Origin of the sequence: Archaeoglobus sp. UBA230 (assembly GCA_002507545.1) — an archaeon.
Taxonomy (GTDB): domain Archaea; phylum Halobacteriota; class Archaeoglobi; order Archaeoglobales; family Archaeoglobaceae; genus Archaeoglobus.
This window is the reverse complement of the sequence record DAVR01000024.1, coordinates 99601-126079: the sequence shown is the minus strand read 5'-3', so window position 1 is coordinate 126079 and position 26479 is coordinate 99601. Positions and strand designations below refer to the sequence as shown.

Genomic DNA, 26479 nt, shown 5'->3' with positions numbered 1-26479 from the left:
GCGAGGATGGTTGTTGGTGAGCAGAGAGGGAGGGGGGAGGAGAGAAGTGGGATTAGTTATACTGCGAAAGATGTTAAAGACGTCCTCAACCCGGAATCAATTGCAGTTGTTGGCGCCTCAACAAACCCGATAAAGGTTGGAAACTCTGTTTTGAGGAGCCTTATTGCCAATAAGGGTATTAGAGTTTATCCAATCAATCCGAGTGCCGACGAAATTCACGGGCTGAAGTCGTACACATCATTAAAAGCTCTGCCTGAGGTCCCAGATGTCGTCATTGTAGCCCTCCCGGCTGACAAGGTTTTGAGTGCTGTTAACGAGGCTGCTGAGCTGGGTGTTAAAGGTGCAGTAATAATAACGTCCGGATTCAAGGAGGCTGAATACGAAGAAGGGAAGGTTCTGGAAAATAAGCTCAGAGAAATTGCAGAAAAAAAGAGTTTGAGGATAATAGGGCCCAACACCTTTGGTGTGGTCAACATCGTGAAGGGTATCAACATGAGCTTTACACCGATATTCAATGAAGTTAAAAATGGCAGAATAGCTCTCCTTTCTCAGAGTGGAGGGATTTGTCATTACGTCCTCCACGAATTTCGGGATACTGGTTTCAGCTACATAATCCATCTCGGCAACCGCTGTGATGTAGACTTTCCCGATGTTTTCGAATTTTTGAAGAATGACCCGAATACTGATGTTGTAGCAGTGTATGTGGAGGGAGTTGATAATGGCAGAGCTTTTTTCGAGCAAATCAAAAGGCTGGCAGAGAGAAAAAAAGTCGTGGTGATGAAGTCAGGAAAGAGTAGCGTTGCAGATAAAGCATCTCTTAGTCATACAGGGAGCATGGCAGGAGATTACAGGGTTTTCACATCTGCAATCAAACAGGCTGGTGGAGTTGTTGCAGAAACCCCGATTGAGCTGATGGATGTTGCAATAGCTTTGGAAAGGCTCGAAGGACTGGAGAACGCTAAGGGAAAGGGTGTGGCTGTGCTAACAATTCAGGCAGGACTTGGAATTGTTGCTGCAGATATAATTGAGACGAGTGGTGGAAGGCTTGCAGAATTTGAGGAGAAGACAATCAAAAAGCTGAAGGAGCTTTTACCACCAATAACCATGAGAGAGAATCCTATAGACCTCTCCTTTAGCGGGCTTGACGTATACAAATTTACCGGGGTGATAGATGCCATTTCGAGTGATGCAGATACAGGAATAATAATGTTCCTCTATGCTGTAGCTCCACCAAGTTGGGTGATTCCTCCGGAGGCTGTAGGGGGTATAGCCAGCAGGATGAAGAAACCTGCAATATTCGTTTACTCATCAACGCCTGAAAATTATTCAGAAGTCAAAAAGGCTCTTGAAGGAAGGAATGTCGTACTGTTTAACTCAGTAGAGAGAGCAGCAAAAACTGCTGCAGTCATATGTCAGAAACGAAACAATTTTTAATTTATTCTGTAATTTCAGCATAATGTTGCTCGTCTATCTTGACGGAGAGTTTGTTCCGGAAAATGAAGCGAAGATCAGTGTGTTTGATCATGGATTCCTGTATGGGGATGGGGTTTTCGAGGGCATCAGAGCCTATAACGGTAGAGTTTTTAGGCTTAAAGAGCACATAGACAGACTTTATGATTCAGCAAAGGCAATTGATCTCGAAATACCTGTCAGCAAGGATGAGTTTGTAGAGATAATACTTGAAACGCTCAGAAAGAACAATCTAAGAGATGCTTACATCCGACCAATCGTCACGAGAGGAATCGGTGATCTCGGTCTCGACCCGAGAAAGTGCTCCAAGCCCTCGATCATAGTGATAACGAAGCCGTGGGGCAAGCTGTATGGTGATCTCTACGAAAGGGGGCTAACTGCCGTGACGGTGGGTGTGAGAAGAAACTCCTTTGATGCTTTGCCACCCAACATAAAGTCGCTGAATTACCTTAACAACATACTCGCAAAGATTGAGGCGAATGCAAAGGGTGGGGATGAGGCAATATTTCTGGACAGAAACGGCTACATCTCAGAGGGGAGTGGAGACAACATTTTCATAGTCAAGAACGGAGAGGTCTCAACTCCACCGACAATAAACAATCTCAAGGGGATAACGAGAGAGGCGGTGATAGAATTAATTGAAAAGCTCGGAATACCGTTCAAAGAAACAAATCTCGGCCTTTACGATCTCTATACAGCAGACGAAGTTTTTGTGACTGGAACGGCAGCTGAGATAGCCCCGATAGTTGTGATAGATGGCAGAAAGATTGGAGATGGAAAGCCGGGCAAAATCACGAAGATGCTGATGGACGAATTCAGAAAGCTTACAGAAGTGGAAGGCGTGCCGATCTATGAATGAAGTATTGATAACTCTGATAGTCGAACTTGAAGATAGGCCGGGGCAGTTGCTCAAGGTGCTTGAGCCGATCTCCAAGATGGGTGGAAATATTGTGGGTATAGTGCATCAGAGAGGAAAGAAAACACCTCTGAATCGTCTTCCGGTAGAGATATCCTTCAAAATTGATAGCAAAAAAGTTGAGAGGCTCATCGGATCACTAAGGTCTTCCGGAATTCTTGTAAGAAGCTTCAATGAAGTTAAGCTTACTGCCACAACATCAGTTCTTCTAATCGGACATCTTATTCATACTGACATAAGCGATACGATCCAGAGCATTGATATTGACGGAGAGGCGGAGTGTGTTGAGATGCACGTAAGCATGCCTGAGATTTCAGGCCCATCAACCGCCATAGTAACGATTTCGGCAGCAGGAAATGAGAGGCTGAAGGAAGCGGTGGAGAAGCTCAGGGAGATATGCAGAAGGAAGAAAATTACTATGATTGAACCTATAAACGAGGATTTAGTATGATAAGAATAGCAATCGTCGGTTTTGGAACAGTTGGGCAGGGATTTGCCGAACTGCTGGAGAGGAAAAGAGAGGAGATAAGGAAAAAAATTGGGGAGTTTAAAGTTGTTGCGATTGCCGACTCTAAGAGCTCAATTTCCGGAGAATTCAGCATTGATGAAGCTATCAAGATGAAAAGGGAAGAAGGAAGGCTGAGAGATGATAGAAAGGCTGATGAGTTGATTGATGAAGTTGACTTCGACATACTTGTTGAAGCCACCCATACAAAGCTCGACGGTGGAAGTGGATTGAGTTATATAAAAAAAGCTCTAAAAAAAGGTAGTCATGTGATCACATCCAATAAGGGTCCTCTTGTGGCGGACTTCGAGGGACTGATGACCCTTGCAGAAAAGAAGGGTGTAAAGCTAATGTACGAAGCCACGGTTGGAGGGGCGATGCCGGTTATCAAGCTGATAAAGCGATATCTCGCCTTCTGCGAGATCGAGAGTGTGAGGGGGATACTGAACGGCACGTGTAACTACATTCTTTCAAGGATGGAGGAAGAAGGCTTGCCTTATGAACAGATACTAAACGAGGCTCAGGAGCTTGGTATTGCTGAAGCCGATCCGACCTACGACGTCGAGGGAATTGACGCTGCCGCAAAGCTAATCATAATCGCCAACACAATTGGTGTGGATGCAAAGTTCGAAGATGTGGAGAGAGTTGGGATCAGGAAAATTACACCAGAGGCCTTCAACGTGGCTGAGGAGAAGGGATACACAATTAGGCTCATTGCAGAAGTGAGCAAGGAAACACTGAGAGTCTCCCCGAGACTTGTTCCGTTGTCCCACCCGCTGGCTATTAAAGGTACAATGAATGCTACAATGTTCAAAACAGACACAGCGGGAAATATATTCGTAGCTGGAAGAGGGGCAGGGAAGGAAGAGACGGCTTCGGCAATGCTTTCTGACCTCTACGATATATATGTCAGCAATTGACCTTCTCAAGTTCATTTTAGTTTTCGGATTTTTGCTCTACGCATGCAAACTGGATATAGAGAGCAGAATTGTGCCAAACAGAGTTTGGAAATATATGCTGATTTTAACCCTCCCCATTACGATCTTTCAGATCGTAACTGAACTCCAGCCCCAGTTGTTCTACATGCTGGCTGGAATTCAGATTTTGATGGTTGTCTCCCTTGCATATTTCCTTTACTACATCGGAGCTTACGGAGGTGCTGATGCCAAAGCACTGATGTGCCTTTCTGTCATATTCCCCTTCTACCCTACTTTCAATGGTTTCCCAATGCTCAACTTTGGATTCGGATCATTTGCCTTCTCAACCCTTGCCAACTCTGTTATCGCCGCTCCAGCCCTTCTGATCGGCATGTTCATAAGAAATCTGGCAGTGGAAGGAGTCAGAGGTCTGAAGGGGAATTTCCTGTATTACTTAACAGGATACAAAGCTAAGGTGGACAACCTGCCTAAATTCCACAATCTGCTGGAATATGTAGATGAAAATGGGAAACTCAGAAGGGTGAGAAGGGCAGTCGAACCAGATGAAGAATTGATCGAGAGGTTGAGGGGGAAGAAGATTGAGACTGTTTGGGTAACGCCAGCCCTTCCATTCCTCGTTTTCATAACGGCAGGATATATTGCTGCCTTCTTTCTCGGCGATTTACTTTATCTCCTTATTTCCAACATTTCAAGCTGGTGAAAGGTTTATATATCCTTCAAATGGATGAGATGAAAAACTCAAAGGGAGGAGATGAATATGGCAAAGGAAAAGGAGCACATTAATGTTGCCTTTATAGGGCATGTGGACCATGGAAAAAGCACACTGATTGGTAGATTGCTTTATGAGACAGGAGAGATTCCGGAGCACATTGTAGAGAAATTCAGAAAAGAAGCTCAGGAGAAAGGCAAAGCAACATTCGAGTTTGCATGGGTAATGGACAGACTCAAGGAGGAGCGAGAGAGGGGTTTGACCATAGACGTGGCCCACAGGAAGTTCATGACTGAGAAATACTACATTACCATTGTGGACTGCCCTGGACACAGAGATTTCATCAAGAACATGATTACAGGAGCATCTCAGGCGGATGCTGCAGTACTCGTCATGGATGTTGTTGAGAAAGTCCAGCCGCAGACCAGAGAACATGTATTCCTCGCGAGAACCCTCGGTATTAATCAGCTAATAGTTGCGGTTAACAAAATGGACAGGGTTAACTACGATCAGAAGGAGTATGAGGCAGCAAAGGAGGCTGTATCAAAGCTTCTCAGGATGGTAGGTTACAAGGTTGACGAGATTCCCTTCATCCCGACTTCAGCTTACTATGGTGACAACATCGCCAAGAAGAGCGACAAAACACCCTGGTATGATGGACCCACATTGCTTGAGGCTTTTGACATGCTCAAGCCACCAGAGAAGCTCGTTGACAAACCACTCAGAATCCCGATTCAGGACGTTTACTCAATCAGCGGTGTCGGAACGGTTCCAGTAGGGAGAGTTGAGAGCGGTGTGCTGAAAGTGGGAGATAAAGTCGTATTCGAGCCGGCAGATGTGAGCGGTGAAGTTAAGAGCATTGAGATGCACCACGAGCCAATCCAAGAGGCATATCCGGGAGACAATATCGGTTTCAACGTAAGAGGTGTCAGCAAGAAGGACATAAGGAGAGGAGATGTCGCTGGACATCCGGACACGCCACCCACTGTCGTGAAGGACTTCACAGCCCAGCTTGTTGTGCTGCAGCACCCAACAGCCATCACCGTTGGTTACACTCCAGTCGTGCACGCCCACACTGCACAGATAGCCTGCAGATTCGTTGAACTGCAGAAAAAGATTGATCCAAGGACTGGTCAGGTTAAAGAAGAGAACCCACAGTTCCTGAAGACCGGAGATGCAGCAGTGGTTAAGCTTGAGCCGACAAGACCGATGGTCATCGAGAAAGTCAAAGACATTCCGCCCATGGGCAGATTTGCCATCAGAGATATGGGTATGACCATCGGTGCGGGGATGGTTCTTGATCTAACCCCAAGAAAATAACCTTATTTTTTTGGTGATCTCATGCCAATAAAAGGTCCAAAAGCGAGAATCAAGCTTTCTGGTTTGAATCCAAGGGAGCTCGACAGAATTTGCAGTCAGATTAAAGAGATCGCAAACAAGACCGGTGTTGAACTCAGCGGTCCGGTGCCACTTCCAACCCGCCGACTTGTGGTGCCAGTTAGGAAGGCACCCGACGGTGAGGGTAGCGAGACGTGGGATCACTGGGAGATGAGAGTTCACAAGAGACTGATTGACATCTCGGCAGACGAGAGGGCTTTGAGACAGATAATGAGGATACAGGTTCCGAAGGATGTGAACATTGAAATCGTTCTTGAGTCTTAATGCTTCTTAAAATTACTTTTCTCGGAACTTCCGGTACTGTTCCGAGCGTTGAGAGGAATTCTCCTGCGATTTTTGTTCAGTTTGGTGGACATAGATTTCTTTTTGATTGCGGTGAAGGGACGCAGAGGCAGATGATGATTGCAAAGACGGGCTTCAGAAATCTCGACAACATCTTCATCTCCCACCTGCACACGGATCATTTCATTGGCCTTTTTGGCTTGCTCGAAACAATGTCTTTGAATGAAAGAACCAAACCCTTGAACGTTTACGCTCCGAGAGCAAAGGTGCTGAAAGCCCTTTTTGACGTATTTGGCTATGAAATGCTGAACTACCCAGTCAATGTGAGAGAACTGAGGGACGGGGAGGAAGTGAAATTTAATGGCTTCAAAATCATAGCATTCAAAACGGAGCACATAGTCCAGAGCGTGGGTTACGCCGTAATAGAGGACGACAGGCGAGGGAAATTTAACAGAGATAAGGCTGAAAAAGAGCTCGGAATTCCACCCGGCCCACTCTACGCGAAACTTGCCAGGGGTGAGAGTATCATATGGAATGGGAAGCTGATAACACCAGAGATGGTTCTTGGAGAGAAGAGGAGGGGTAGGAAGGTGGTTTATACAGGCGACACTCGCCCGACAGAAAGGACTGTGGAGGTGGCGAGAGGTGCGGATATACTGATTCACGATGCGGCTTTTGGAGAAGAGTTGAAGGATTGGGCCATTGAGAGTGGACATTCAACGGCAAGGGAGGCGGCTGAAGTTGCCAAACAGGCTGGAGTTAAGAAGTTAATTCTGACGCACATAAGCACGAGATACTCGAAAGATGTCTCTCCACTTCTCGAAGAGGCAAAAGAGGTCTTTGAAAACACCACTGTCGCTGAGGACTTCCTGAACTTGGAGGTAAAGTATGATTAAATTATGCCCAGCTCAGAAAGCCTTTCTGGCAAGTAGACGTCTGTGACGTAATCCAAACCGTACTTTGCCAAAGCCTGCTGTTCTGACTTTTTATTTATCTCAAGCTGGTAGTTGACCTCCCTCTTCCAGAACTCACTATCAAATCTTGGGTCGGTAAGGATGGACCTTAACGCCTTTATGTCTTCCTCGCTGAGCTTGTCTGCAGGTAAATCATATTTGGTGATGTCAGTGGGCCTTATGCCCACAAACTGAGCTGCAGGAGTGGCGAGGTATTCTGAGAGGTGGGCTGACTTTATGCTCCCGTAAGCTACGCTTGCAAAAATCCTGTAGCTCCAAGGATCACCATCCGTGAACACAACGACGGGAAGATTGAGTTCCGTATTCAATCTTCTCAACAGTCTGCGAGTGCTACGGGCAGGCTGCCCCTTTAGGTGGACTATTATGGCATTGTATTTCTCATCAAACCCATTCTCCACAAGCCTGTCCCTCATACCACCGGTTTCGATTGCTATCACGAACTTGGCATCATGGTCAACAAACTCAATTTTGTCAACATTCACTGGGATTTGGTAGCCTCCCTCACCCACATCATCTTGGCAGTGTATCTCTCTAACACCCCTTCTCGTCTCTTCTCTAACTCTCAGAGGCCCTATGACTGTTGCTCCATCCTCTTCAGGACGTATGTGGAAGTGTTCTCTCTGAAAACTGGTCAGTATCTCAAGGTCTTCAATGAGGCGGTCGCTTTCAGATTGTTCCTCAAATTTTGCAGCGTCCCAGCCTTCTGAGATGTAATAAAGCTCTCTGAGGGTTGATGATTTGTTCAGATTTAGCTGATCCTTAAGAAAGCCAATCACGTAGGTCATTTTGAGGATTCTGTAAGCACCTTTGACAGTTTTCGCTGATCTAACGGACTTTCTGCTGCCATAAACCCATACTTCACTTTCCTCGTTAAACTCTATATTGTGCTTGGTTCTTGTCGCAATTTCTATTTCTGGAACTCTGCCAGCTCTCATTTGATCATATATATTCTGAACTATTCCTATAAGGGAAAGCAAACACTTTCGCTCGATGTCCTTCATCAGGAAAAATACAGCATCTATATTTAAATCCCTATCGCAACGAATTTATAGCCTCTTCAGAAACTAAAAACGATGCTGTACATAAACACGTTTTTGGACAGACTTGGTGAACTGGTGAGAGGAGAGGCAGATGTTAGCCTTGCAAGGGATCTGACAGATCAGAAGAAAATAGTTGAGATGTTTGTTAAGGATTGCGAAGAGATCATGAGGATGTACAGCAGTGGTGAAGCTGATTATGAGGATGTCAAGAAAAATCTACACCTTCTCAAGGTCTATGTCGTTTCGCAGCTTACCCTACATTTTGAGAAAGTAAAAGAGCTTGCCAAAAGTAAAGGAGTTGAAATAATAGACGCGACTCTCGAACCTGAAGTCGTAAATGATATTGCTCTGTACATAGATCAGGTTGAGAAGAGAATATGAAGATACTCCTTACGAATGACGACGGACTTTATTCAGCAGGATTGAAAGCTGCCTATACGGCATTAGAGAGCATCGGAGAGGTTTTTGTGGTTGCACCTGCTGTTCAGAAAAGTGGTGTTGGAAGGAGCCTGTCAATCATGGAGCCAATCAGAGTTTCAGAGGTAACAGTTAACGGTATGAAAGTTTTTGCCGTTGACGGCACACCTACAGATTCTGTTATAGTCGGCATATATGAGGTTATAGGAGATATACCGGATTTAACTGTCTGCGGGATAAATCTCGGGGAAAATTTGTCAACAGAAGCTGCAACAACCTCCGGAACTGTTTGTGCTGCCCTCGAAGCAGCAACCCATGGCAGTATGGCTATTGCGATATCCCTTCAGATGCCTGATATAACCAAATTTGAACTTACAAGTAACGATGATTTCAGCTTTGCGTGTCGTGTGTTAAAGGACATTGCTCAGGTAGTAGTGGATAGGGGATTGCCAGAGGGCGTGGATCTGCTAAACGTAAACGTTCCTGCAAAGCCAAACGGGAAGATTGCCATAACGAAGCTTGCGAGGAGAATGTACAAGGTGAGTGTTGAGAAAAGGCTGGATCCAAGAGGAAGGGAGTATTTCTGGATACATGGAGAAGAGGTAGAGGATGCCGAAGATGGCACAGATATTCACGCCCTGAGGAGTGGATACGTCTCCATAACACCCCTTTCAATTGATTTAACAGCAAAAGTTAATTTTGGAAAATTTAGAAGGTGGTTTGATGGGCTCGGGTGGGAAGTATAGGGCAGCTGAGATGGCTTTAAAGCTTGTTAAGGACGGTATGGTTTTGGGCATCGGTAGTGGGACTACGGTTGAAATTTTCCTGAATCTGCTCGGAGAGAGGATTAGGGAAGAGGAGTTGGAAATATATGGTGTGCCGACCTCATATCAGTCCTATTTCGTTGCGATCAGAAATGGAATAAAGATCGTTGATCTTGTTGAGCGTGAGCCAGAGTTGTGCATAGACGGGGCAGATCAGGTTGACGTGAAGATGAATTGCATTAAAGGGGGAGGTGGAGCACTTACAAGAGAGAAGATAGTGGCGAAGGCGAGTAAAAAGGTTGTGATCATTGTTGATGAGAGCAAGCTAGTTGAAAAGCTTTCAATGCCCGTGCCGGTTGAGGTTCTGCCTTTTGCCTATGGGTATGTTTCCAAGAAGATCGAAGAGTTGGGGGCAACAAGAGTTAATCTGAGGTATGGAAGCGGTAAAGTCGGACCAGTTGTGACTGATAACGGCAACTTTATTCTGGATTGCGATTTTGGAGTTTTAGAGGACGAGAAGGTCGAGGAAGTGGAGAGAGAGATTAAGCTGATTGCAGGTGTTGTGGAGAATGGGATTTTTTCAAATAAAATATTGGATGAGGTCATTGTTGGTAGAGCTTGATCACCACTTGTCTCCTTCTCTACCCCGCAAAATAAGTAGGGCTACCGCCACAACTACAATGGCGGCTCCGATAGCCACTATCAATACCCAATCAAAACTCTTCTTTTTAATGGAATTTTCAAGCTCTGTAAGATTCTGCTGCAAAGCCATAATTTTTGAATCCACGTAATCAAACCCGTCATCAGCCTCTTTAAATTTTGCATCTCTAATAAAATCTTCAATGTTATCAATTGCTCCTTCAACTGCAGTAACTTCTGATTTAAGCTCCGCAAGCTTGTTTACAACTTCGTCGTAATTCTCTATTTCAGCAGCATCTCTTTCAACCGTCAACTCAAAAACCATCAGGTCTTTCTTTAGCTCATTAAACTTCTCCTTGATACTATCCAGTATTTCCTCGTACTTCTCCTTCTCAGAATTTAGAGCACATTCAATCACATTTGTCTCAATTTCATCCATCAAACTGTCAGCTTTCAGGTATTTACCATCGTTGAAGTATGCCTCAGCCTCCTCAAGTTTGTTCTTATCTGCACAGTCACTTTTACTGAAACTTCTTATGTCATCGTAAAATTTCTGCTTGTTTACAACAGTAATTGTCTCGATGAACAATTTCTCGTCTGCATATGCTGAAAGAACAGTGATATTTTCAAGTCTGCTGTCGGGAACTGGCACGTATCCTTGAATTCTCATAACAATTTCATCAATTTTATCAAGTTTTGGTACATAGAACCCCAGAGATGTAGCATTTCCAGCCGAATACTCGTCCTCTGGAGCAGGATGGAGCAGAACCTTCCCATCTTCGAATTTCACCTCGACTTGGATAACTGCAGAATCAAGAGCAGATAGTATCTTGTAACTCACCCCCGCCATATTTTCTGCATCGCTGTTAGAATCAGGCCTTAGGGTGCAGTAGAAGTAAAGATATTCGCCTCCAAAGTAGTATTCGCCAAATTCCTTATTGCAAGTGTAACTGAAGTCAAAGGCAGAAACATTCACGACAGCAGCAATAAATGGAAAAAGAAGAATCAGCGCAATTCGTCCCATTTTCCACGCCTCCTTCTGAGAACTATTGCCACAGCAATTGCAACAGCCGCCGCCCCCACTATAGCGACGAGATACAGTAGTGAAAAAGGCAGAGTGAATTGCAGGTTAAATGGTATACTAAACCCTCCCTCGCCTTTTGGCTCCCCCTCAATTCTGCTCAGTAGATCGTTAACGTCTTTCAACAATGTATCTGCTTTAGGTTTTAATTCTGTGAGCTTTTCGTATGCTTGAATATACTTACCTTCTTCTATCATCTGAATTGCGTCATCAAACTCTTTTTTCAGTTCATCGTATGTGCTTTTCAGTTCTGCGTAACTCTCTACAAATAGTGTGTAGTTTTCACTCTCGGCGACCTTGTTTAGAGATACTTCAGTAACGCTCAAATTGAGGTATGCCTCATCCAACACACTGTCTACGTAATCTCTTGCAGTTTCGGCTTTTAGTTTATCGGCCTTGGAAGAGATGTCTTCAAGCTTATTTTCAGCTTGTGTAATCTTATCATCCGCTTCAACATAGCTCCCCTTATCTACAAGCTTCTCCGCGCTATCAAGCAAAGAGTAAACTTCATCAAAGTCTGATTCATTGTAGGTTACGCCTGCATTTTCTAAATCTAATTTTAGGTTGTCTGCATCAGATCTTAACTTTTGAATATCCTCTAAGAATCTCTCTACGTTCACAACTTTAACTGTCAGCGGAGATAAAGCGTCATCGTCACAATCTTCTACAGTTACGTTAACAATGATCACATTCTTAATTCTTTCATCAACCTGAGGTATAATTCCAGAAATATTTACTTCTATGCTCCTGACCCCTTTTCTCTCCTCATCAAGGTAAAAGTATTTTACATCGATCTTTGCCTCATTGCCCTTGACATCTTCGCTCCAGCTTCCCAGATAGTAGTTAATCGTAACTTCTGTCCATTGTGCGTTTTCAAGGGATGTTTTAAAAGTATAAGTTCTTGGATTATCCTTTTCTCCACCTATAAGCTCCATATCATCATCTGTTTTAGGTGTTATTATATACGTAGCTTGTATATTGTCTCCAGGAAAATAGTAATTTTTCTCCGGATTCACAGATGTTTCCGGCTGATCAAAGTTATCGGCAGTTAAGTGCTCAAGTGCTATCACCGGCTGGATAAGAAGAATGAATGCCAGTATCAATAGAATTTTTCTCATAACAACTCTAAGGAGTCTTAGCTTAAAAACTTATCTATTTCAAAAATAAAAAAGTAAAAATTTGAAGTTTATCGTCTCCTCAGCAGGTATGCCACCGCAAGCAGTCCGGCAATTGCAAACACTGCTTCAAATCCGGGTACGCCACCTGGCTGCTGTGCAGGTGTTGTGGTGGTTGGTGCAGGTGTGGTTGGGGCTGGAGTTGTTGGTGCAGGTGTGGTTGGGGCTGGAGTTGTTGGTGCAGGTGTGGTTGGGGCTGGAGTTGTTGGCGTTGGGGTTGGCGCAGTTTCGAGAACTTCAACAGTTTTAACTACGAGGAGATCGTCATGTGCATCATAAACCTTGGCCAGTGTGTCAGCGGCATCGAGGTCGTAGAGTTCTTCAACGAGTTCAACTTCAGTCATCTGGTCTACCGTTCCAGCAGTATCTCTGACATAGAACTTGTAAGTTCCGGGTGCAAGTCCGACTGTCTCGAAGCTTACTGTTCCCTTTCCTTCGCTATTCAGCGTCACTCTCTGGACAGCCTTGTAATTTGTACCAACCATTGTCACCCAGATGTGGTCGTAGCCTGAGACGCCCTCACGGTTGGTGGTAACTGTGACAGTTATCTTGTCTCCAACCACTGGTGATGCGGGATCAATCTGGACGTCAAGTGTCTGTGGAACTATTTCAACCAATATCTCCTTTGAATCTACTTCGTCCCCTCCGAGAGCATCAACGAAACTCAGCTTAACTGTGAACACGTAGAGTCCAGGTTCAAGTGTGGAACCTTTTCTGACCGCATACTCCTTGAAGTCAAGTGTAAAGTTCACATAATTGTTGGCATTTGGTTTCTGTTCGGTGCTTATTCCGAAGTCGTTTGGTCTCGCTTTGATGTTGCTTCCTTCGAGTGTGAATGTTAGTTCTACGTTATCTCTATCGCCTGGAGCTGTAAGTATGCTTACCTCTACCTCGCCCTGATATGGTAGCTTGCTTGGGATATCTACAGATTCGATCTTTGGATCTGTGACAGAGATCGCGACTATTGCCTGAGCGTCTGATGCTCTGTCGATTTCATTGGCTACACCACCTGTGACGTTTGCCGGAGCGTAGAAGTACAGATAATACGTTCCTGGTGACACATCTCCATACTGGCTGGTCTGCACCAAGACGTCAACCTTGAAGTCGAGCATATCGTTACTGTCTGGGTAAACCATAGCTGTAGTTAGCTCAGCTGCAGTGTCAAGGATCGTGTCACTTGGGAGCTCTGCAACATCTACATTTCCAATCTGGAATACTCCTGGTTCGTCAGCGTACACATACACGACGTCAGCAGTGGTTGAACCCGTGAATCTAACATCTCCGCCTCTTACCACAACATTAGTTTCGGCAGAGATATTGAGCGCCTGCTTTACAACAGTGACTCTAACCTCATCGGACACGCCAAGATCAACGATTTCAGCAGTAAACTTATAGTCTGTAAGCGGAGCCATAGTGTTAACGTCAAGCTTGATTACTACATCACCGAGCACATCTACGTAATACGTCTTCTCTTCTACACAGTCTGGATCGCCAGTACAGAAGTCGGTATCTTCGATTGTGAAGTTAACAGGATTGTTGACTTTCATGTTGGTGTCAATTGTGAAGGTTACTGTATCACCTCTTGTTACTGAGTTCTTGTCGGCAGTCAACTTAATCTCAGCCTTTACAAGTTCAAATACTGCTGTTTCCTCATCGGTTCTAATTCCTGAGTTTATCTGCACAGTCACCTTGTAGTAACCAGTGTCAAGATTACCTCCTGCTCCCGTAGTTCCGAAGTTGTCGAGCTTGAATCTGAACTTTCCTCCCTCATCGATGTATGACATTGCGGCACTGGTAATGGTTGAGTTCACGATCTCTTTGCCAGACAGGTCTTCAATTGTGAGGTATGCCCAGTTCTCAACCTGTGGTGCTATGCTGGCATTGTCATCATTCTCTCCGCTCTTTGCAAGGTTGGTTGTACCCTCTATGACCAGGTCTGTACCCTTCACGTGGGTTGATGGAACAGTAAGGCTGAGAATTGCTGGCTTAACAACACTGAAAACTGCAGTTGCTTCAGCCCTCGTCGGCCCATCTCCAACATCAATCTTTGCTACATATACTCCTTCTGGCACGTCACTTATCTTGACCCACCAGGTATCGTCGCCACAGGCATCCTCAACTCTGTACCACTCGCCTCCCGTTGCATAACAAAGCATGTAGCTTGTTCCTCCGTAGCCGGTCTCATTCAGGAAGTATCCTGAACCTGTAACGAAAACTTTCACAACACTAACTGGCACGTCGGTTGACATTGAAGCTTCAACTTTGACATAATCTCCAATAGCCACCGAACTCTTGTCAACGCTTATGCTGACTGTTGGCTTACCTGAGACAGCTGGAACAACTCTGAATCCAAGGACTTTGCCTATACTCGTGCTGTTGAAGGCTATTGCAAGATAGTAACCCGGTTCATCGGGTGTAAACGTGTAGGTATCACTTGCCGGTCCATCACCAAGAGTCCATACTGCATCAGCCTTGCTCAGCAGTGTTGGAATATCTCCTCTAACATCGGAGTTGTATGTTGCCCAATCAATAACGGCAACTCTCCTCGTTTGAGTTTCGTTCTTTCCATAGTCTACATAAATCTCAAGCTCGGTTCCAAGGTCTATTTCATCGTCAGAGAGTTCAAAGCGATCTATCTGCATTCCGGGTATGTTAACCGGTCCAGCATCCTGTACAAAGACTTTTATTGTCGCGTTTGGTAGCCAGTCTGAGTTGTTACCAACCGAAACTTTATACTCTCCGGTTGTGGGGAAGGTTGTAAGAGTGTATGTGATGGTATCAGTGGCTTTAGACGTGTTATTTGCTACGGTAACAGATTTGCTAGTGGCTGTTTTTACTCCGTCAACGTAAACGTAAACAGTTCCGGATAGTGTATTAGTAGCATTAGTGTTGTTCATGTAGAACGTGAATTGGACAGTCAAGGGCAGGACACCCGATGTGGTGTTTACTTCGAAGTTGTAGAGATAAAGCCCACTGGTGTTTAAAGTTACATTGTTTACCTGAGCCGCCATCGCTGGAGTCACTGATATCACTAAAAGTGCCGCTATTACTAAGCCTATTAATCCTACCTTTTTCATATTTCTCTACCTCCTTTTTTCACCTTTCATCTCACCTTCCACTATATAAATTCTCCCATTTCTACGGCGGCAGGAAAGCTACAGCATCAGCTAACCCGCCGCCACCTTAATTTAATGGTCACTACATATATTTAAACCTTTTGCTTACCAGCGGGCAGTTCATAATAATAGAATGGAGTTGATGGTAGTTACGGTAAAAAGAAAGCCTCGGTGATGAGATGAGCGAAGTTGGGTTTGGGACTTTTTCAATTCCTGAACTTTTTAATTGCTTTAAGTCCTAACACAAAGGAGCGATTTAAGGACTGAAACGGCGCTAAAAAGTTTTTAGAATCAATCAAAAGGCATTTGACTTTATCTCGGTCTCTCATTATCAATAGAACTACTTGCTACTGGGTAGCTGGTAAAATTGGCAAATTCAGGCTCTATGTTCATCTAAATACTTAACAACTTAACAATACCCTTCACAGCCCTTAGAGCAACACACTCGGGAAGCTCCAAGAAAGACTTGCCCTCGACGTCGAATCTTGAAATCGTCTCATCCTCAGGAACAATGTGGATAAAATCAAATCCTTTGTTTCTTGCCTCCGCCTCAACCTTAACATCTACACTTCCCACCATACTCACCCTATTAACGATTAAACCCGCTATTTTAAACCCAGTGGCCCTCTTTGCAACCTGTATTATCTGACCAGCCACCTGAAACCCCTTCTTCGACATGTCGGTAACGACAAGAAGTGTGTCAACACTTCTCATGACTCTGCGGTTTATCTGCTCTATTCCCGCCTCTCCATCAATAACTGTATAATCAAAGGACTTGGATAAAATTTCAATCGCCTCCCTGAGCATGGTGTTAAGCTGGCAGTAGCAACCTTCCTCCTCAGGTCTACCAACGGCAAGTAAAGCAAAGCTGCCCTCCTCAACAAGCACCTCAAATACCCTGTAGTCTATAGACGCGGCAATCTCTACTTTGTCATACTTTTGTCTCAACATCTGGATAATCTCCTCTCTAACATCGTTCAGCGTCTTGTGAACTTCAATGCCAAGGGACGTTGCCAGTCCTCCAGCAGGATCAGCGTCAACAGCCAGAATCCTGTGCCTCTCCGACAGTACTTTGACAAGCATCGCAGAGATTGACGTCTTTCCCACACCGCCTTTCCCGACAACTGCGATTCTCATCTCTTGTCCCTCTCTTTCAACCTCATTCTCTCCCTTATCCTTCTGAGTTCAGGAATCTCGCTGCATACATCGCTGTAATCGCACTCCTCACAGTTCAACAACTTTTCCTCATGCATTTTTATCAGTGCCTCTACAATCTTCTTTCCCTTCGAAAACTGCTCCTTTAACTTTTCAATCTCTTCTCTCGATGTGAAAAAGACAACATCGGTAGCTCTGACAAAATCGAGGGAATTCATGGACTCGATGATTGCCCTGCCAAAAACCCCAAGGTTAAAACCCTCTCTATCTGCGCCCCTTCCAACCCTCAGCCAAACCCTCATCTGGCTTGGAAGACTTCTGATGGTAACACCTCTCAGATTCAAGCTGTAAAAGGTGTCTCTCATAGCCCTGAAACATTCGTACACGTCCTCAATTTCGGCATCGGAGATGACAATAACAGCCAGCCGATCTTTACCATTGTTTGTGGGTAGATAAATCCTGTTCTCAGCCTTTCCCCACGTGAGAAGCAATATTGAGTTCTGCTTCCCAAACTCGTAGGCAAGCTCTCCTCTCAAAATTACGTCCTTTCTCCTTTCCCATCTTGGAAATTCCTGATAGTCTCTTACATCAATCAACCCCTCCTCAACCCCTCTCATCACAAACCGACGAATCTCACTAACTAATTCTTCAAACATCTCCGAATTCCTCTTCCGCAACTATCGCAGCCCCTATGGCTGCAGCCAGCTGAGGTTGCGGGAATTCCACGTATTCCCCGCCAACAGCCTCTGCGATTCTCTCAGTTATGCTTTTAAACCCTGCTACACCACCGGTAATCGTGTATCTCCCCCCCATACCGAACCTGTTCGCCTGAGCAACCGCAAGCTTAGCAATCGAATCGCAAACGGCAGCAATGATATTTTCCTTGCTTTCTCCCTCGTTTACGTAGGAAATCACCTCGCTTTCTGCAAAAACCGCGCATTGGGATGTTATTGACAGCTTCCTGTTAGCTTTTGATGCTACAGTATCAACGTCTTCTATCTCAATTCCAAGTGCTGAACTCATGACCTCCAAGAACCTCCCGCTCCCGCTCGCACACTTGTCGTTTCTCATGAAATCAATTACGTTACCTTCCTTATCAACCGATATCGCTGTGATGCTCTGCCCGCCTATGTCCAGAACGAAGTCTACATCAACAATATCTCTCGCAGCAATTGCCAAGCATACCACATCATCTTCCTTTACTTCCGCAAAATCCACCAGTTCTGCCCCGCTACCTGTGGAGCAGCAGAGTTTAAAGTCATCCACACCTTTAATTCTCTCCAGTATGGGCTTCATGTCTCCTCTTGTTTCCTCAATGATGGTGGAAACTATCTCTCCGTCCCACAGAACGGCTTTGGTGAATCTCATTCCAACATCAACGCCGAGAAACATTCATTCACCTCCGTATTTCTCCATTGCAAAAATTGCTGCCCCAAGAGCCCCTACAATCTGCGGATCAACGCCAAGATCAACGAACTTAACTCCCAGAATCTTCTCAAGCTCCTGCTTGACCCCCCTGTTCTTTGCCACACCTCCAGTTAGCGTAACCTCTCTCTCAACCCCAACTCGCCTTGCAAGATAGTAGATTCTCTCTGCCATTGACCTGTTCACTCCAGCGGCTATGTCCTCCTTGGCAAATCTACGCTGCATGTAGTGCAGAACTTCTGTTTCAGCATAGATGCTGCACCTCGCGGTTATTGCAACTGGATTTGAAGCTCTAAAGGTCATATCTCCAAGTTCATCCAGAGTCAGACCGAGGGCTTTTGCTTGTATCTCAAGAAATCTTCCGGTTCCTGCTGCACATTTGTCGTTCATCACGAAATTAGTCAGATTTCCATTTTCGTCAATTCTGACAACCTTCGCATCCTGTCCACCGATATCAATTATTGTTCTTATCGCTGAATTTAGCCAGAAAGCTCCTCGACCATGGCAGCTTATCTCACTCACGTGCTCTCTCGCAAAGCCAGCTTCAACTAACTTCTCTCTACCGTAGCCAGTTGAGAATATCACCACCTCGTCCTGATTCACCCCAATCTCTTCAAGAAGTTCTCCCATAACTTTCTTAGCTGACTCAACCGGATTTGGCAGCACTCTGATGTTTCTGTATCCGACTATTTTGCTATCTTCAAGCAAAACTGCCTGTGCTGTGAGAGATCCGACATCAGTCCCACCGAAAAGCAATCAATCACCTCCGATTACCTTCTCCTTCTCCTCCTTCTTTTGGTAACAACATTCTGAACAAAATCGAGAATCATCTCCTGAAGGACACTGACAGGTGTTATTCTTTTATTCCAACAATCTCCATCGAGTCTTAAAACTGGAATTCCCCTACTACTCATGCCATCGCGAAGTATTCTGAAAACCGCCTGCGATTGCTTGCATGCGTGATGACCACAGTAAATGGCACAGTTTGCATTCAAGTCTTCCGCCAAAAAGATAAAATCTTCAGTCCATTTCAAACCCATGTTTTCAGCACCCATCTGCTTTGTCATCCCGTAATTCCAGGAAGTTCTGATGATAGCTTCAAGTGCATCTTCCTTCGTGAAAACTTCGTAAATTTGGGGAAATCCACCCGAATTCAAAATGTCTGTGAGATACGTTATCCCATTATTCTCCATCCATATCCAGAGGTCGTAGAGGTCTATGTAATAACCCGTGTAAACCCACAAACTCCTCGCTATCTCTTTCTCCGCAGGATACTCTCCTCTCTTCAGTCTCTTCTCTGCTACATCCACGAGCTTTTCGAACATTAATATTGCCTCATCTCTTCCCCACATTGTGAAACGGGTTCCACAGCTAAACAGGGTGAACATGTTGGGAACTGGACATGGTGAGTGTTTCTTGAACTCATGGAGCTCCCAGTAGAGTTCCGTGCAGATATTGCCATTCTCTACTGCTTTCACAATTCTGTCTTCATCTATATCCTCTCCAACAAACTCCTCAAGTTCTTTAACCATATTCAGAAAGAGTTTTCTGTAGAGTTCGTAGTCGGAAACACCATCTCCCATTTTATCCAGCATGAATTCAGGGACGTTGAGCGTCTCAGCCACAAACTCATGTATTTTCGAGTTGGCATCACACGCTCCCGGACAGGCTGAGATCATAGCATCAGGAGCTATTTCAAAGCCCTTTACAGCAGTAAGCATTGAGCCAAGAGCGGTAGTGTTTGCAGAACATACATAGTCAGGAATGCCGAGGGACATGGCATAATCCCAGTATGGCTCTCCCTGTCCTTGAAGTGCAAGAGAGCCAATCGTGCTCATCATTTCGGTTGTCAAAGGAACAGCGTTCTCAAAAGCGTGGATGAGTTCGGGTGGAAAGTTGAAAGGGATCAGAATTACCTTCTTCCCCTCTTCTTTCGCCTTCACTGCCTCGTTTACGTGTTTTGAAAGTATATTCTGTAGAAAATACAAACCGGCATCACCATGTCTCTCATCAAGAAAAGAGAGAATCGTATGAGCCTGTATGTCTCCAACCAGCTTCGTAAGTCCTTCAAGTTCACTCTCGCTGTATTTTTCAATTTTTTCAATAGTTCTTAGAATTTCAGAACTTCTTTTGGTTATTCCTACAATTTCGGACATTATGTCACCTTTTCTACCTTCTCCTTCTCCTCCTTCTTTTGGTAACAACATTCTGAACAAAATCGAGAATCATCTCCTGAAGGACACTGACAGGTGTTATTCTCCGATTCCATGCATCCCCATCGAGCCTCAAAACGGGAATTCCGATTTTATTTGCTTCATCCCTAAAGATTCTGAAAACGCTTTGCGTCTGTTTGCATGAGTGGTGACCGCAGTAAATCGCACAGTTTGCATTAAGTTCTTTACCGACATGTGTCAAATCCTCGAACCATCTTATCCCCATGTTGTCAGCCCCCATCTGCCTTGTCATTGGATAGTTCCATGCTGAAGAAATAATGGCTTCAAGAGCATCCTCCTTTGTTTCAATCTCGAACTGGGCTGGGAAAAAGGAGTTCAGACCGTCAGTCAGATACGTTATCCCATTATTCTCCATCCATATCCAGAGGTCGTAGAGGTCTATGTAATAACCCGTGTAAACCCACAAACTCCTCGCTATCTCTTTCTCCGCAGGATACTCTCCTCTCTTCAGTCTCTTCTCTGCTACATCCACGAGCTTTTCGAACATTGATATTGCCTCATCTCTTCCCCACATGGTAAATCTCGTCCCGTAGGTGAAGAGTGTGAACATGTTGGGAACTGGACACGGTGAGTGTTTCTTGAGTTCATGAAGCTCCCAGTAGAGTTCCGTGCATTCGTTTGCTCTTTCCATGACCTCAATTATCTTGTCTTCATCTATATCCTCTCCAACAAACTCCTCAAGTTCTTTAACCATATTCAGAAAGAGTTTTCTGTAGAGTTCGTAGTCTCTTTTACCACTCCCGGTTTTGTCTATTGTAAGTTCAGGAATGTCAAGATATTCAGCAACAAACTCATGAATTTTCGAGTTGGCATCGCATGACCCCGGAGCACCAGATATGATTATATCAGGTGCAAGTTCAAGGGTTTCGACCGACATCAATGCAGAACCAAGCTCGATAGTGTTTGCAGAACATACATAGTCAGGAATGCCGAGGGACATGGCATAATCCCAGTATGGCTCTCCCTGTCCTTCAAGGGTTGTAACACCGATTGTGCTGATAACTTCGGTTGTCAAAGGAACAGCGTTCTCAAAAGCGTGGATGAGTTCGGGTGGAAAGTTGAAAGGGATCAGAATTACCTTCTTTCCATCCTCTTTTGCCTCGACAGCCTCCGCTATATGTCTTGCAATAACTCTCATGAAGTGCAGTCCTGCTCCGTCATGTCTTTCATCTAATAGAGCTTTTGCACTCTGACCCAAATCCTTTCCAACAATTCTGTAAAGCCCCTCAACTTCCATCGGGGTATAATTCTCCAATCTTTCAATTGTTTTGATCAAGTCATAACTTCTTTTTACAAGTCCCGGCAGTGAGGTCATAAGCCCTCACCTCTTCAATCTCTCAAGAAAAGCCTGAACCCTCGTCTTTATCCTGCCAATGTCAGCTGTCGAGGCATATTCCTTCTCAAGAACGAGTGTCGGTAAACCCTCCCTCTCAAGGTCTATTCTCAGCTTTGCATTTTCGATGCCGAATAGATCGCAGAACTTGTTGTGCTGCAGAATCACACCATCCACCTCAGCCTCTTCGGCTATGGTTTTAATGAAATTCTTTCTGTAAGCATACTCTCCAAACATTCTTGCACAAATCTTCAGGTTGTTGAGGTATTTACTTGCCAAAAACTCGTAAATCTCGCTTCCGTCATACTCAGCCATGTTCCAGAAGCTCCCCCCTCCGAAACATGTAGTTTCAGCCACGATCAAAGCACCCATCTCTTCTATCTTCCTTATAAGCTCGATCTCATCAAGAGGGCTACCAGCGAGCAGAACCTTGGCCCTATACTCTACTTTCTTTTTCTCAGCCATTGCAGATTCAAGCAGCGGTAAGAAAGCTTCAGAGGGTAAAGACTCTCTCGCCACCATAATTGCTATTGCATCACTTCCGTAAAATCTCGACTTCTTGAATCTCAGCCTGTAAAACTCCCTCATTTTCTTGTTTATTTTGTCCTGAACTTTTGCATACCTTACAATTTCGTCTTCGGTAATTTCCACACCAAATCTGTTCTCAAAAGCCTCTTTCAACCTCTTTATCTCATTTGAGAAGAAGTCCAGCGTATCTTCGTTAACGAGATGGGGAACTTTGAGGTAGTGCATAAACTCTGGATTTTTCGCATGCTGGATTTCGTCAAAGGTGCCCATCCAGTGGTCACATCCTCTTATCCTCACAAGACCGTCAAGAAAGTCATAGCTACCGTTAAGAACCAATTCGAGACAGCTTCTGCATAAACTGCAATTGTACCTTGACAGATAAGAGTCTGCTGTGGATGTGTCGGCATTCTCAGCCCCCCTAAGTCTGAAGGGCAAGATTCTGCCAGCCTCAGCCACCTCTTTTGGCATCGCTATGCAGGCATGCCCTATAACTGCATTTCCTTCTGACTTCCATTTCCTAACGTATTCGTTTTCAAGAGTTGATGCTATTTCATGAATTTTCGATAAACTCATTCTTCACCTCCTTTGTTAATCTTAACAATATCAGCAAAGGACTGGACAAGTGGTGTTACAGCTGCTGTGAGGACTTCAGGATTGGAGAGTAAAACATCAACAAAAGACTTCGTGAGGTTGTTGATTAGCTTTTCAATCTCCTTGCTGTCTGCAGACGCAATTGCCGCGTTGATTACTCCCGAAATAACCTCGGGATTTCTCTTTGCAACCTCGTTGAAGGTTCTTGCAGCAACAGTGATAACATCGCCCAACTTGTCGGCATCTATTTCCTTGATGATTGTTGTTACGATCTGTGCTGTCAGTTCAACTGGCAGCTCTTCGAATTTTGACAGGATTTTGCCCAGCATCTCAACAAGGACGTTAACGGCAATTGGAACCAAGGATGACAGAGACATCAACGCAAGAGGATTTCGCCAGAGTGCGTTGGTAAAAGCTTCATTCACATCCCTTGCATCATCCAGAAGGGCAAGAACGGCTTTTTTCAGCTCCTCGACATCTATACTGTTCAGAAACCGCTCAATTATATTTTCAGCAACTTCTTTGAACTTTGCCTCTCCCCTTCCCAGTATATAATTGCCCTCATGCAGCTTATTCACGAATTTTGCCAGATTCTCAACCAGTTTGGCTAAATCCTCCACATTCAAGCTTTCCAGAGTGTTAAAGGTTGCACTTGCAAGAAGTTCAGATGGCATCTCGGTCCTCTGTAAAGCATCATTTGCAATGGCAATGCTGGCATTAGTTACTGCAGGCATTGAAGCCATGAGATTTGCGAGCTTAATCGGGTTACCGATAATCTTTTCATTTAGTATCTCAAAGATACCTTGCGAGCAATAGGCAGTATCCTCAATAAACTTCCTCAGCTTGCCAAAATCCAGTGTATCGAAAAACTCCTCTATTTTCTGACCTGTGATTTCAGCAAAGAGCTTTGGATAGTCTTTTCTTAGCCTCTCCATTCCATCAAAGAACTCGTTTAGCGTTTCTGCAGCATATTTTGCATCGAAATCTCCTGCAACCCCCTTCAGTATTCCTACGAGAGCATCGCTTGTGAATTTGCTTGAATATGCGTTAAATCCTCTCATTACACCGAACAGGGTGTTTGCGGTTCTTGGCATGAGGCTGAAGATCGTTGCTGTAAACTCTATGTCTTTATCCAGTATCTCTTTAACCTCGTTTTCCACAACAGCAGGATCAAAGAACTCATTTGCGGTCTTTCTGAGAAAGTCTTTGTAGAAGGGAGACCCTGCGAGAATCCTGAAAATCCCAAAACTCATATCGCCCATAAAACCACCTCAAAGCTGCTTACAATCATAAAAATGCCTCGCAACATCCATCTGGCAGAGCTGCCTTCCTCCCATCCAGAGCTGGATCATTTTGACATCCCTCCAGTGCTTCTCTATGTCGAAGTTTCTGTCTATTCCATAATGAGAAAGCAGATCCACGGCTTTTCTTGCCACGTCGCAGCAGACATCGCAAACCTTCAGCTTCAAAGCCCTACCTCTCGCAACCATTTCAGCAGAATACCTCTCACCATAGATATCCGGGCGGTCGAGCATCCTTGCGTAGGTGTAAACTGCTGCTCTGCTTACCTCAATCTCAGCAGCTATATCTGCCAGAACTGCTGCAACAGCGGTGTTCTCCTTTAAAGGCTTCCCTCGGTATCTCAGCTCACTGCACTTCTCGTACAGAATTTCATATATGTTTTCCATCGCACCCAGAGCCATCGCAGCGCTCCCGAGACAACCTGTAGTGATTATCTCTCTGAAGTACTTGGCATCCAGCCCCTCCCCCCACGCTCTGTAATACTTTGGCACCCTGACGTTGTCAAACCATATGTCCGAGTTTTTATCCGCCGCCATCCCTGCCTTGCGATACGGTTCACCCTGCTTGACTCCCGGTAAAGTGGCGGGGACGTATATGTAGGTAAAATGTTTCTCATCAGCCTCTCCGGGCTTCGTTGTGCATACAACACCGAACAAATCCGCCACTCCACCCGTGTTGGTAGGCCAAAGTTTATGCCCATTGATCACCCACTCGTCCCCCTCAAGAACTGCGGTCGTTCTGATAGTCTTTCCCTTCAACTCGTCCAGATTCTCGATGTCCGAGCCACCTTGCGGTTCTGTCATGGCGTTTGCAGCTATTGTCAGCTTTTTCCTGGCAAAAAGCTGGGAAAATTCAGCACAGAGATCATAATTCACATGAGGCTTTACAGTTATCATGAAAAGCGGCCAGAAGGTTACACCCACTGAAACAGCGATGCCCGTGTCGTATCTTCCAATCTCTTCCATCAGTCTTGCAGTTACGGAACCAAAATAATCGGAATTGCCGAATCCCCATCCACCAAACTCTTCAGGAAAAACAGCAATCTGAAAGCCGTAATCAACCATCAGCTTCTCAAGAGCAGGTTCAACGTAGCGGTGCTCCTTCCAGTCCTCGTCAAACTCTCTTCTGTAGGGCAAGACGTATTTTTCTCCCCAATCCTTTATCATCTCTGCCAGATACTTCTCAAGGGGGGACTCAAACTCTCGAACTCTCGCGAACTCCAAAATATCACCCCTCCCACAGTTTACTGGCGAAAAATCTTTCAGAGAGCTCAAGCAGAGAGTGCTGCTGCTTCAACAATGCTGCAATGCTCTTGGTATCTCTCCACTGCTTCTCCAGTAATCCCTCTCTCGCGTATCCCTGAGACGCCATGAGTTCCATTGCCCTATCAGCGACATTGAAGGCAGCCCTTGAGCATTTCAAAGCTGTAATTTTAGATAGCGCGTGTATCTCATCATCGCTCCTGTCCTCAAGCATTGTCTTGGCCAGAAACTGAGCAGCCATGTTTGCCTCAATTGCCTCTTTCGCTACCTCTCCAAGGACCTCAGCATCAACCGTGTTATCCTTAAGCGGTTTCCCCCTTATGAACCTCTTCTCAGCCCAGTCACCCACAATTCTACATGAATCCATTGCAGACCCAACACATAGTGAGGACAGGCAGAGGTTTAGGTAGACCTCCAGCCTTTTCCAAGCATCGCCCTTTATGATTCTGCTCTTCTCAACTTCAGCCCTTATCTTTACATCACAGTTTCTGCTTGCAATTAGCCCAGCAGTCTTTACAATTTCTCCTCTCTCCACCTCTTCTCCATCAAGAAGGGCAAGAGAGACTCCATCATAGTTGCAGAACACAACAAAGACGTCAGCATCGAAGCCAGAATTGAGGGGCCTCCCGTAACATTTAATCCTAACTTTGTCTCCTTTCTCAACCGCTTTGGCGAGTTCAAACCCTCTGAAATCGTCATTCCCGAACTGTGGTGGCATGATAGATATTCTGCAGAAACTGCTGGACAGCCTATCAACTATAAAGTCAAAAGCCTCACTGCCAATTGCTGAAGCAGAGGAGGCTACAAGAGCAGAAAGAACGAAACCAATTCCAGCATCAGCCTTTCCTATTTCTGAAAAGCTGTGGTAAACAATTGGCGGAAGCTCATCAAAGCTCACCCCTGCTCCTCCGGCAGATTCTGGAACTATCAGCTTCTGCATGCCGATATCAACAAACAGTTTTTTCATCGCTCTCTCGGATATCTCGAAATTGTCGTCAATTTCGTGGCGGTAGGGCATTACCTCCTTCTCAGCCCACTCTTTAATGCTTCTGGTGATCATCTCAGCAGTATCGCTCCTGAGTTCAGCAAGGGGGTCGAGTTTTGCTCTCATCATCCACACATGCCATCAACAAAGATAAAATCATTATGGGATGAATATGATAATATTTAATTGTTCCATGCACACAATAGCTTGGTTCATGCACAAATCTTTTAAAATTTTGAT

The 26479-nt window shown here is 45.0% G+C and carries 25 protein-coding genes; 11 read left to right on the top strand and 14 right to left on the bottom strand.

What is annotated here, in order from left to right; all coding sequences use genetic code 11:
• The 8 genes from BP688_RS06905 to rnz form a co-directional block, all read left to right on the top strand.
• Nucleotides 1–1434: acetate--CoA ligase family protein (locus BP688_RS06905; protein WP_290623225.1), on the top strand; the 1434-nt coding region annotated here is incomplete at its 5' end.
• A gap of 22 nt (nucleotides 1435–1456) precedes the next feature.
• Nucleotides 1457–2329: a branched-chain-amino-acid transaminase gene (gene ilvE, locus BP688_RS06900; RefSeq protein ID WP_290596650.1), complete on the top strand. Its 873-nt coding sequence runs from the start codon at nucleotides 1457–1459 to the stop codon at nucleotides 2327–2329.
• On the top strand, nucleotides 2322–2837 hold the full coding sequence (locus BP688_RS06895) for an ACT domain-containing protein (protein WP_290596649.1): 516 nt from the start codon (nucleotides 2322–2324) through the stop codon (nucleotides 2835–2837). The genes ilvE and BP688_RS06895 overlap by 8 nt, the downstream gene beginning before the upstream one ends.
• Nucleotides 2834–3811, top strand: coding sequence for a homoserine dehydrogenase (locus BP688_RS06890; RefSeq protein WP_290596648.1), 978 nt, complete (start codon nucleotides 2834–2836; stop codon nucleotides 3809–3811). The genes BP688_RS06895 and BP688_RS06890 overlap by 4 nt, the downstream gene beginning before the upstream one ends.
• Nucleotides 3798–4529 carry an A24 family peptidase C-terminal domain-containing protein gene (locus BP688_RS06885; protein ID WP_290596647.1) on the top strand — a complete coding sequence of 244 codons (732 nt, stop codon included), beginning with the start codon at nucleotides 3798–3800 and terminating at the stop codon, nucleotides 4527–4529. The genes BP688_RS06890 and BP688_RS06885 overlap by 14 nt, the downstream gene beginning before the upstream one ends.
• A 57-nt stretch (nucleotides 4530–4586) precedes the next feature.
• Nucleotides 4587–5858, top strand: coding sequence for a translation elongation factor EF-1 subunit alpha (gene tuf / locus BP688_RS06880; protein WP_290596646.1), 1272 nt, complete (start codon nucleotides 4587–4589; stop codon nucleotides 5856–5858).
• Between the two features lie 21 nt (nucleotides 5859–5879).
• The gene (gene rpsJ, locus BP688_RS06875) at nucleotides 5880–6200 is read left to right on the top strand and encodes a 30S ribosomal protein S10 (protein WP_202320790.1); all 321 of its coding nucleotides are present in this window, start codon (nucleotides 5880–5882) and stop codon (nucleotides 6198–6200) included.
• Nucleotides 6200–7114 carry a ribonuclease Z gene (rnz, locus tag BP688_RS06870; RefSeq protein WP_290596645.1) on the top strand — a complete coding sequence of 305 codons (915 nt, stop codon included), beginning with the start codon at nucleotides 6200–6202 and terminating at the stop codon, nucleotides 7112–7114. The genes rpsJ and rnz overlap by 1 nt, the downstream gene beginning before the upstream one ends.
• On the opposite strand, the gene BP688_RS06865 is transcribed toward rnz, so the two are convergent.
• Nucleotides 7111–8193, bottom strand: coding sequence for a DNA topoisomerase IV subunit A (locus tag BP688_RS06865; RefSeq protein ID WP_290596644.1), 1083 nt, complete (start codon nucleotides 8191–8193; stop codon nucleotides 7111–7113). The genes rnz and BP688_RS06865 overlap by 4 nt on opposite strands.
• A gap of 72 nt (nucleotides 8194–8265) precedes the next feature.
• Here BP688_RS06865 and BP688_RS06860 point away from each other — a divergent pair, with 72 nt between their 5' ends.
• The 3 genes from BP688_RS06860 to rpiA are packed head-to-tail and all read left to right on the top strand — an operon-like array spanning nucleotide 8266 to nucleotide 10035.
• Nucleotides 8266–8613 carry a hypothetical protein gene (locus tag BP688_RS06860; protein WP_290596643.1) on the top strand — a complete coding sequence of 116 codons (348 nt, stop codon included), beginning with the start codon at nucleotides 8266–8268 and terminating at the stop codon, nucleotides 8611–8613.
• A complete protein-coding gene (gene surE / locus BP688_RS06855) occupies nucleotides 8610–9395 on the top strand; it encodes a 5'/3'-nucleotidase SurE (protein ID WP_290596642.1) in 786 nt (261 codons plus the stop codon). The genes BP688_RS06860 and surE overlap by 4 nt, the downstream gene beginning before the upstream one ends.
• Nucleotides 9373–10035 carry a ribose 5-phosphate isomerase A gene (rpiA, locus tag BP688_RS06850; RefSeq protein WP_290596641.1) on the top strand — a complete coding sequence of 221 codons (663 nt, stop codon included), beginning with the start codon at nucleotides 9373–9375 and terminating at the stop codon, nucleotides 10033–10035. Before surE ends, rpiA begins: the two co-directional genes overlap by 23 nt.
• Here the strand turns inward: rpiA and BP688_RS06845 are convergent, their stop codons facing one another.
• From BP688_RS06845 to BP688_RS06785, 13 genes are all read right to left on the bottom strand, one after another.
• Nucleotides 10036–11076 (bottom strand): hypothetical protein, encoded by a 1041-nt coding sequence (locus tag BP688_RS06845; RefSeq protein WP_290596640.1) that lies wholly within the window; start codon nucleotides 11074–11076, stop codon nucleotides 10036–10038.
• Nucleotides 11058–12251 carry a hypothetical protein gene (locus BP688_RS06840; protein ID WP_290596639.1) on the bottom strand — a complete coding sequence of 398 codons (1194 nt, stop codon included), beginning with the start codon at nucleotides 12249–12251 and terminating at the stop codon, nucleotides 11058–11060. The genes BP688_RS06845 and BP688_RS06840 overlap by 19 nt, the downstream gene beginning before the upstream one ends.
• A gap of 68 nt (nucleotides 12252–12319) precedes the next feature.
• Nucleotides 12320–15385, bottom strand: a complete 3066-nt coding sequence (locus BP688_RS06835) for a PGF-CTERM sorting domain-containing protein (RefSeq protein ID WP_290596638.1) — start codon at nucleotides 15383–15385, stop codon at nucleotides 12320–12322.
• Nucleotides 15386–15817: 432 nt separating this feature from the next.
• Nucleotides 15818–16561: an ATP-binding protein gene (locus BP688_RS06830; RefSeq protein WP_290623227.1), complete on the bottom strand. Its 744-nt coding sequence runs from the start codon at nucleotides 16559–16561 to the stop codon at nucleotides 15818–15820.
• The gene (locus BP688_RS06825) at nucleotides 16558–17235 is read right to left on the bottom strand and encodes a hypothetical protein (RefSeq protein ID WP_290596636.1); all 678 of its coding nucleotides are present in this window, start codon (nucleotides 17233–17235) and stop codon (nucleotides 16558–16560) included. The genes BP688_RS06830 and BP688_RS06825 overlap by 4 nt, the downstream gene beginning before the upstream one ends.
• A complete protein-coding gene (locus BP688_RS06820) occupies nucleotides 17228–17971 on the bottom strand; it encodes an acyl-CoA dehydratase activase (protein ID WP_290596635.1) in 744 nt (247 codons plus the stop codon). Before BP688_RS06820 ends, BP688_RS06825 begins: the two co-directional genes overlap by 8 nt.
• Nucleotides 17972–18760 carry an acyl-CoA dehydratase activase gene (locus tag BP688_RS06815; protein ID WP_290596634.1) on the bottom strand — a complete coding sequence of 263 codons (789 nt, stop codon included), beginning with the start codon at nucleotides 18758–18760 and terminating at the stop codon, nucleotides 17972–17974.
• Between the two features lie 14 nt (nucleotides 18761–18774).
• Entirely contained in the window at nucleotides 18775–20160 is a 1386-nt protein-coding gene (locus BP688_RS06810) for a 2-hydroxyacyl-CoA dehydratase subunit D (RefSeq protein ID WP_290624572.1), read from the bottom strand.
• A gap of 13 nt (nucleotides 20161–20173) precedes the next feature.
• Nucleotides 20174–21553, bottom strand: coding sequence for a 2-hydroxyacyl-CoA dehydratase subunit D (locus BP688_RS06805; RefSeq protein ID WP_290624570.1), 1380 nt, complete (start codon nucleotides 21551–21553; stop codon nucleotides 20174–20176).
• Nucleotides 21554–21559: 6 nt separating this feature from the next.
• Nucleotides 21560–22672 carry a 2-hydroxyacyl-CoA dehydratase subunit D gene (locus BP688_RS06800; protein ID WP_290598147.1) on the bottom strand — a complete coding sequence of 371 codons (1113 nt, stop codon included), beginning with the start codon at nucleotides 22670–22672 and terminating at the stop codon, nucleotides 21560–21562.
• Nucleotides 22669–23952 (bottom strand): hypothetical protein, encoded by a 1284-nt coding sequence (locus tag BP688_RS06795; protein WP_290598146.1) that lies wholly within the window; start codon nucleotides 23950–23952, stop codon nucleotides 22669–22671. The genes BP688_RS06800 and BP688_RS06795 overlap by 4 nt, the downstream gene beginning before the upstream one ends.
• Before the next feature lie 9 nt (nucleotides 23953–23961).
• Entirely contained in the window at nucleotides 23962–25215 is a 1254-nt protein-coding gene (locus BP688_RS06790) for an acyl-CoA dehydrogenase family protein (protein ID WP_290598145.1), read from the bottom strand.
• Between the two features lie 4 nt (nucleotides 25216–25219).
• Nucleotides 25220–26368, bottom strand: coding sequence for an acyl-CoA dehydrogenase family protein (locus BP688_RS06785; protein ID WP_290623550.1), 1149 nt, complete (start codon nucleotides 26366–26368; stop codon nucleotides 25220–25222).
• Between the last annotated feature and the right edge of the window lie 111 nt (nucleotides 26369–26479).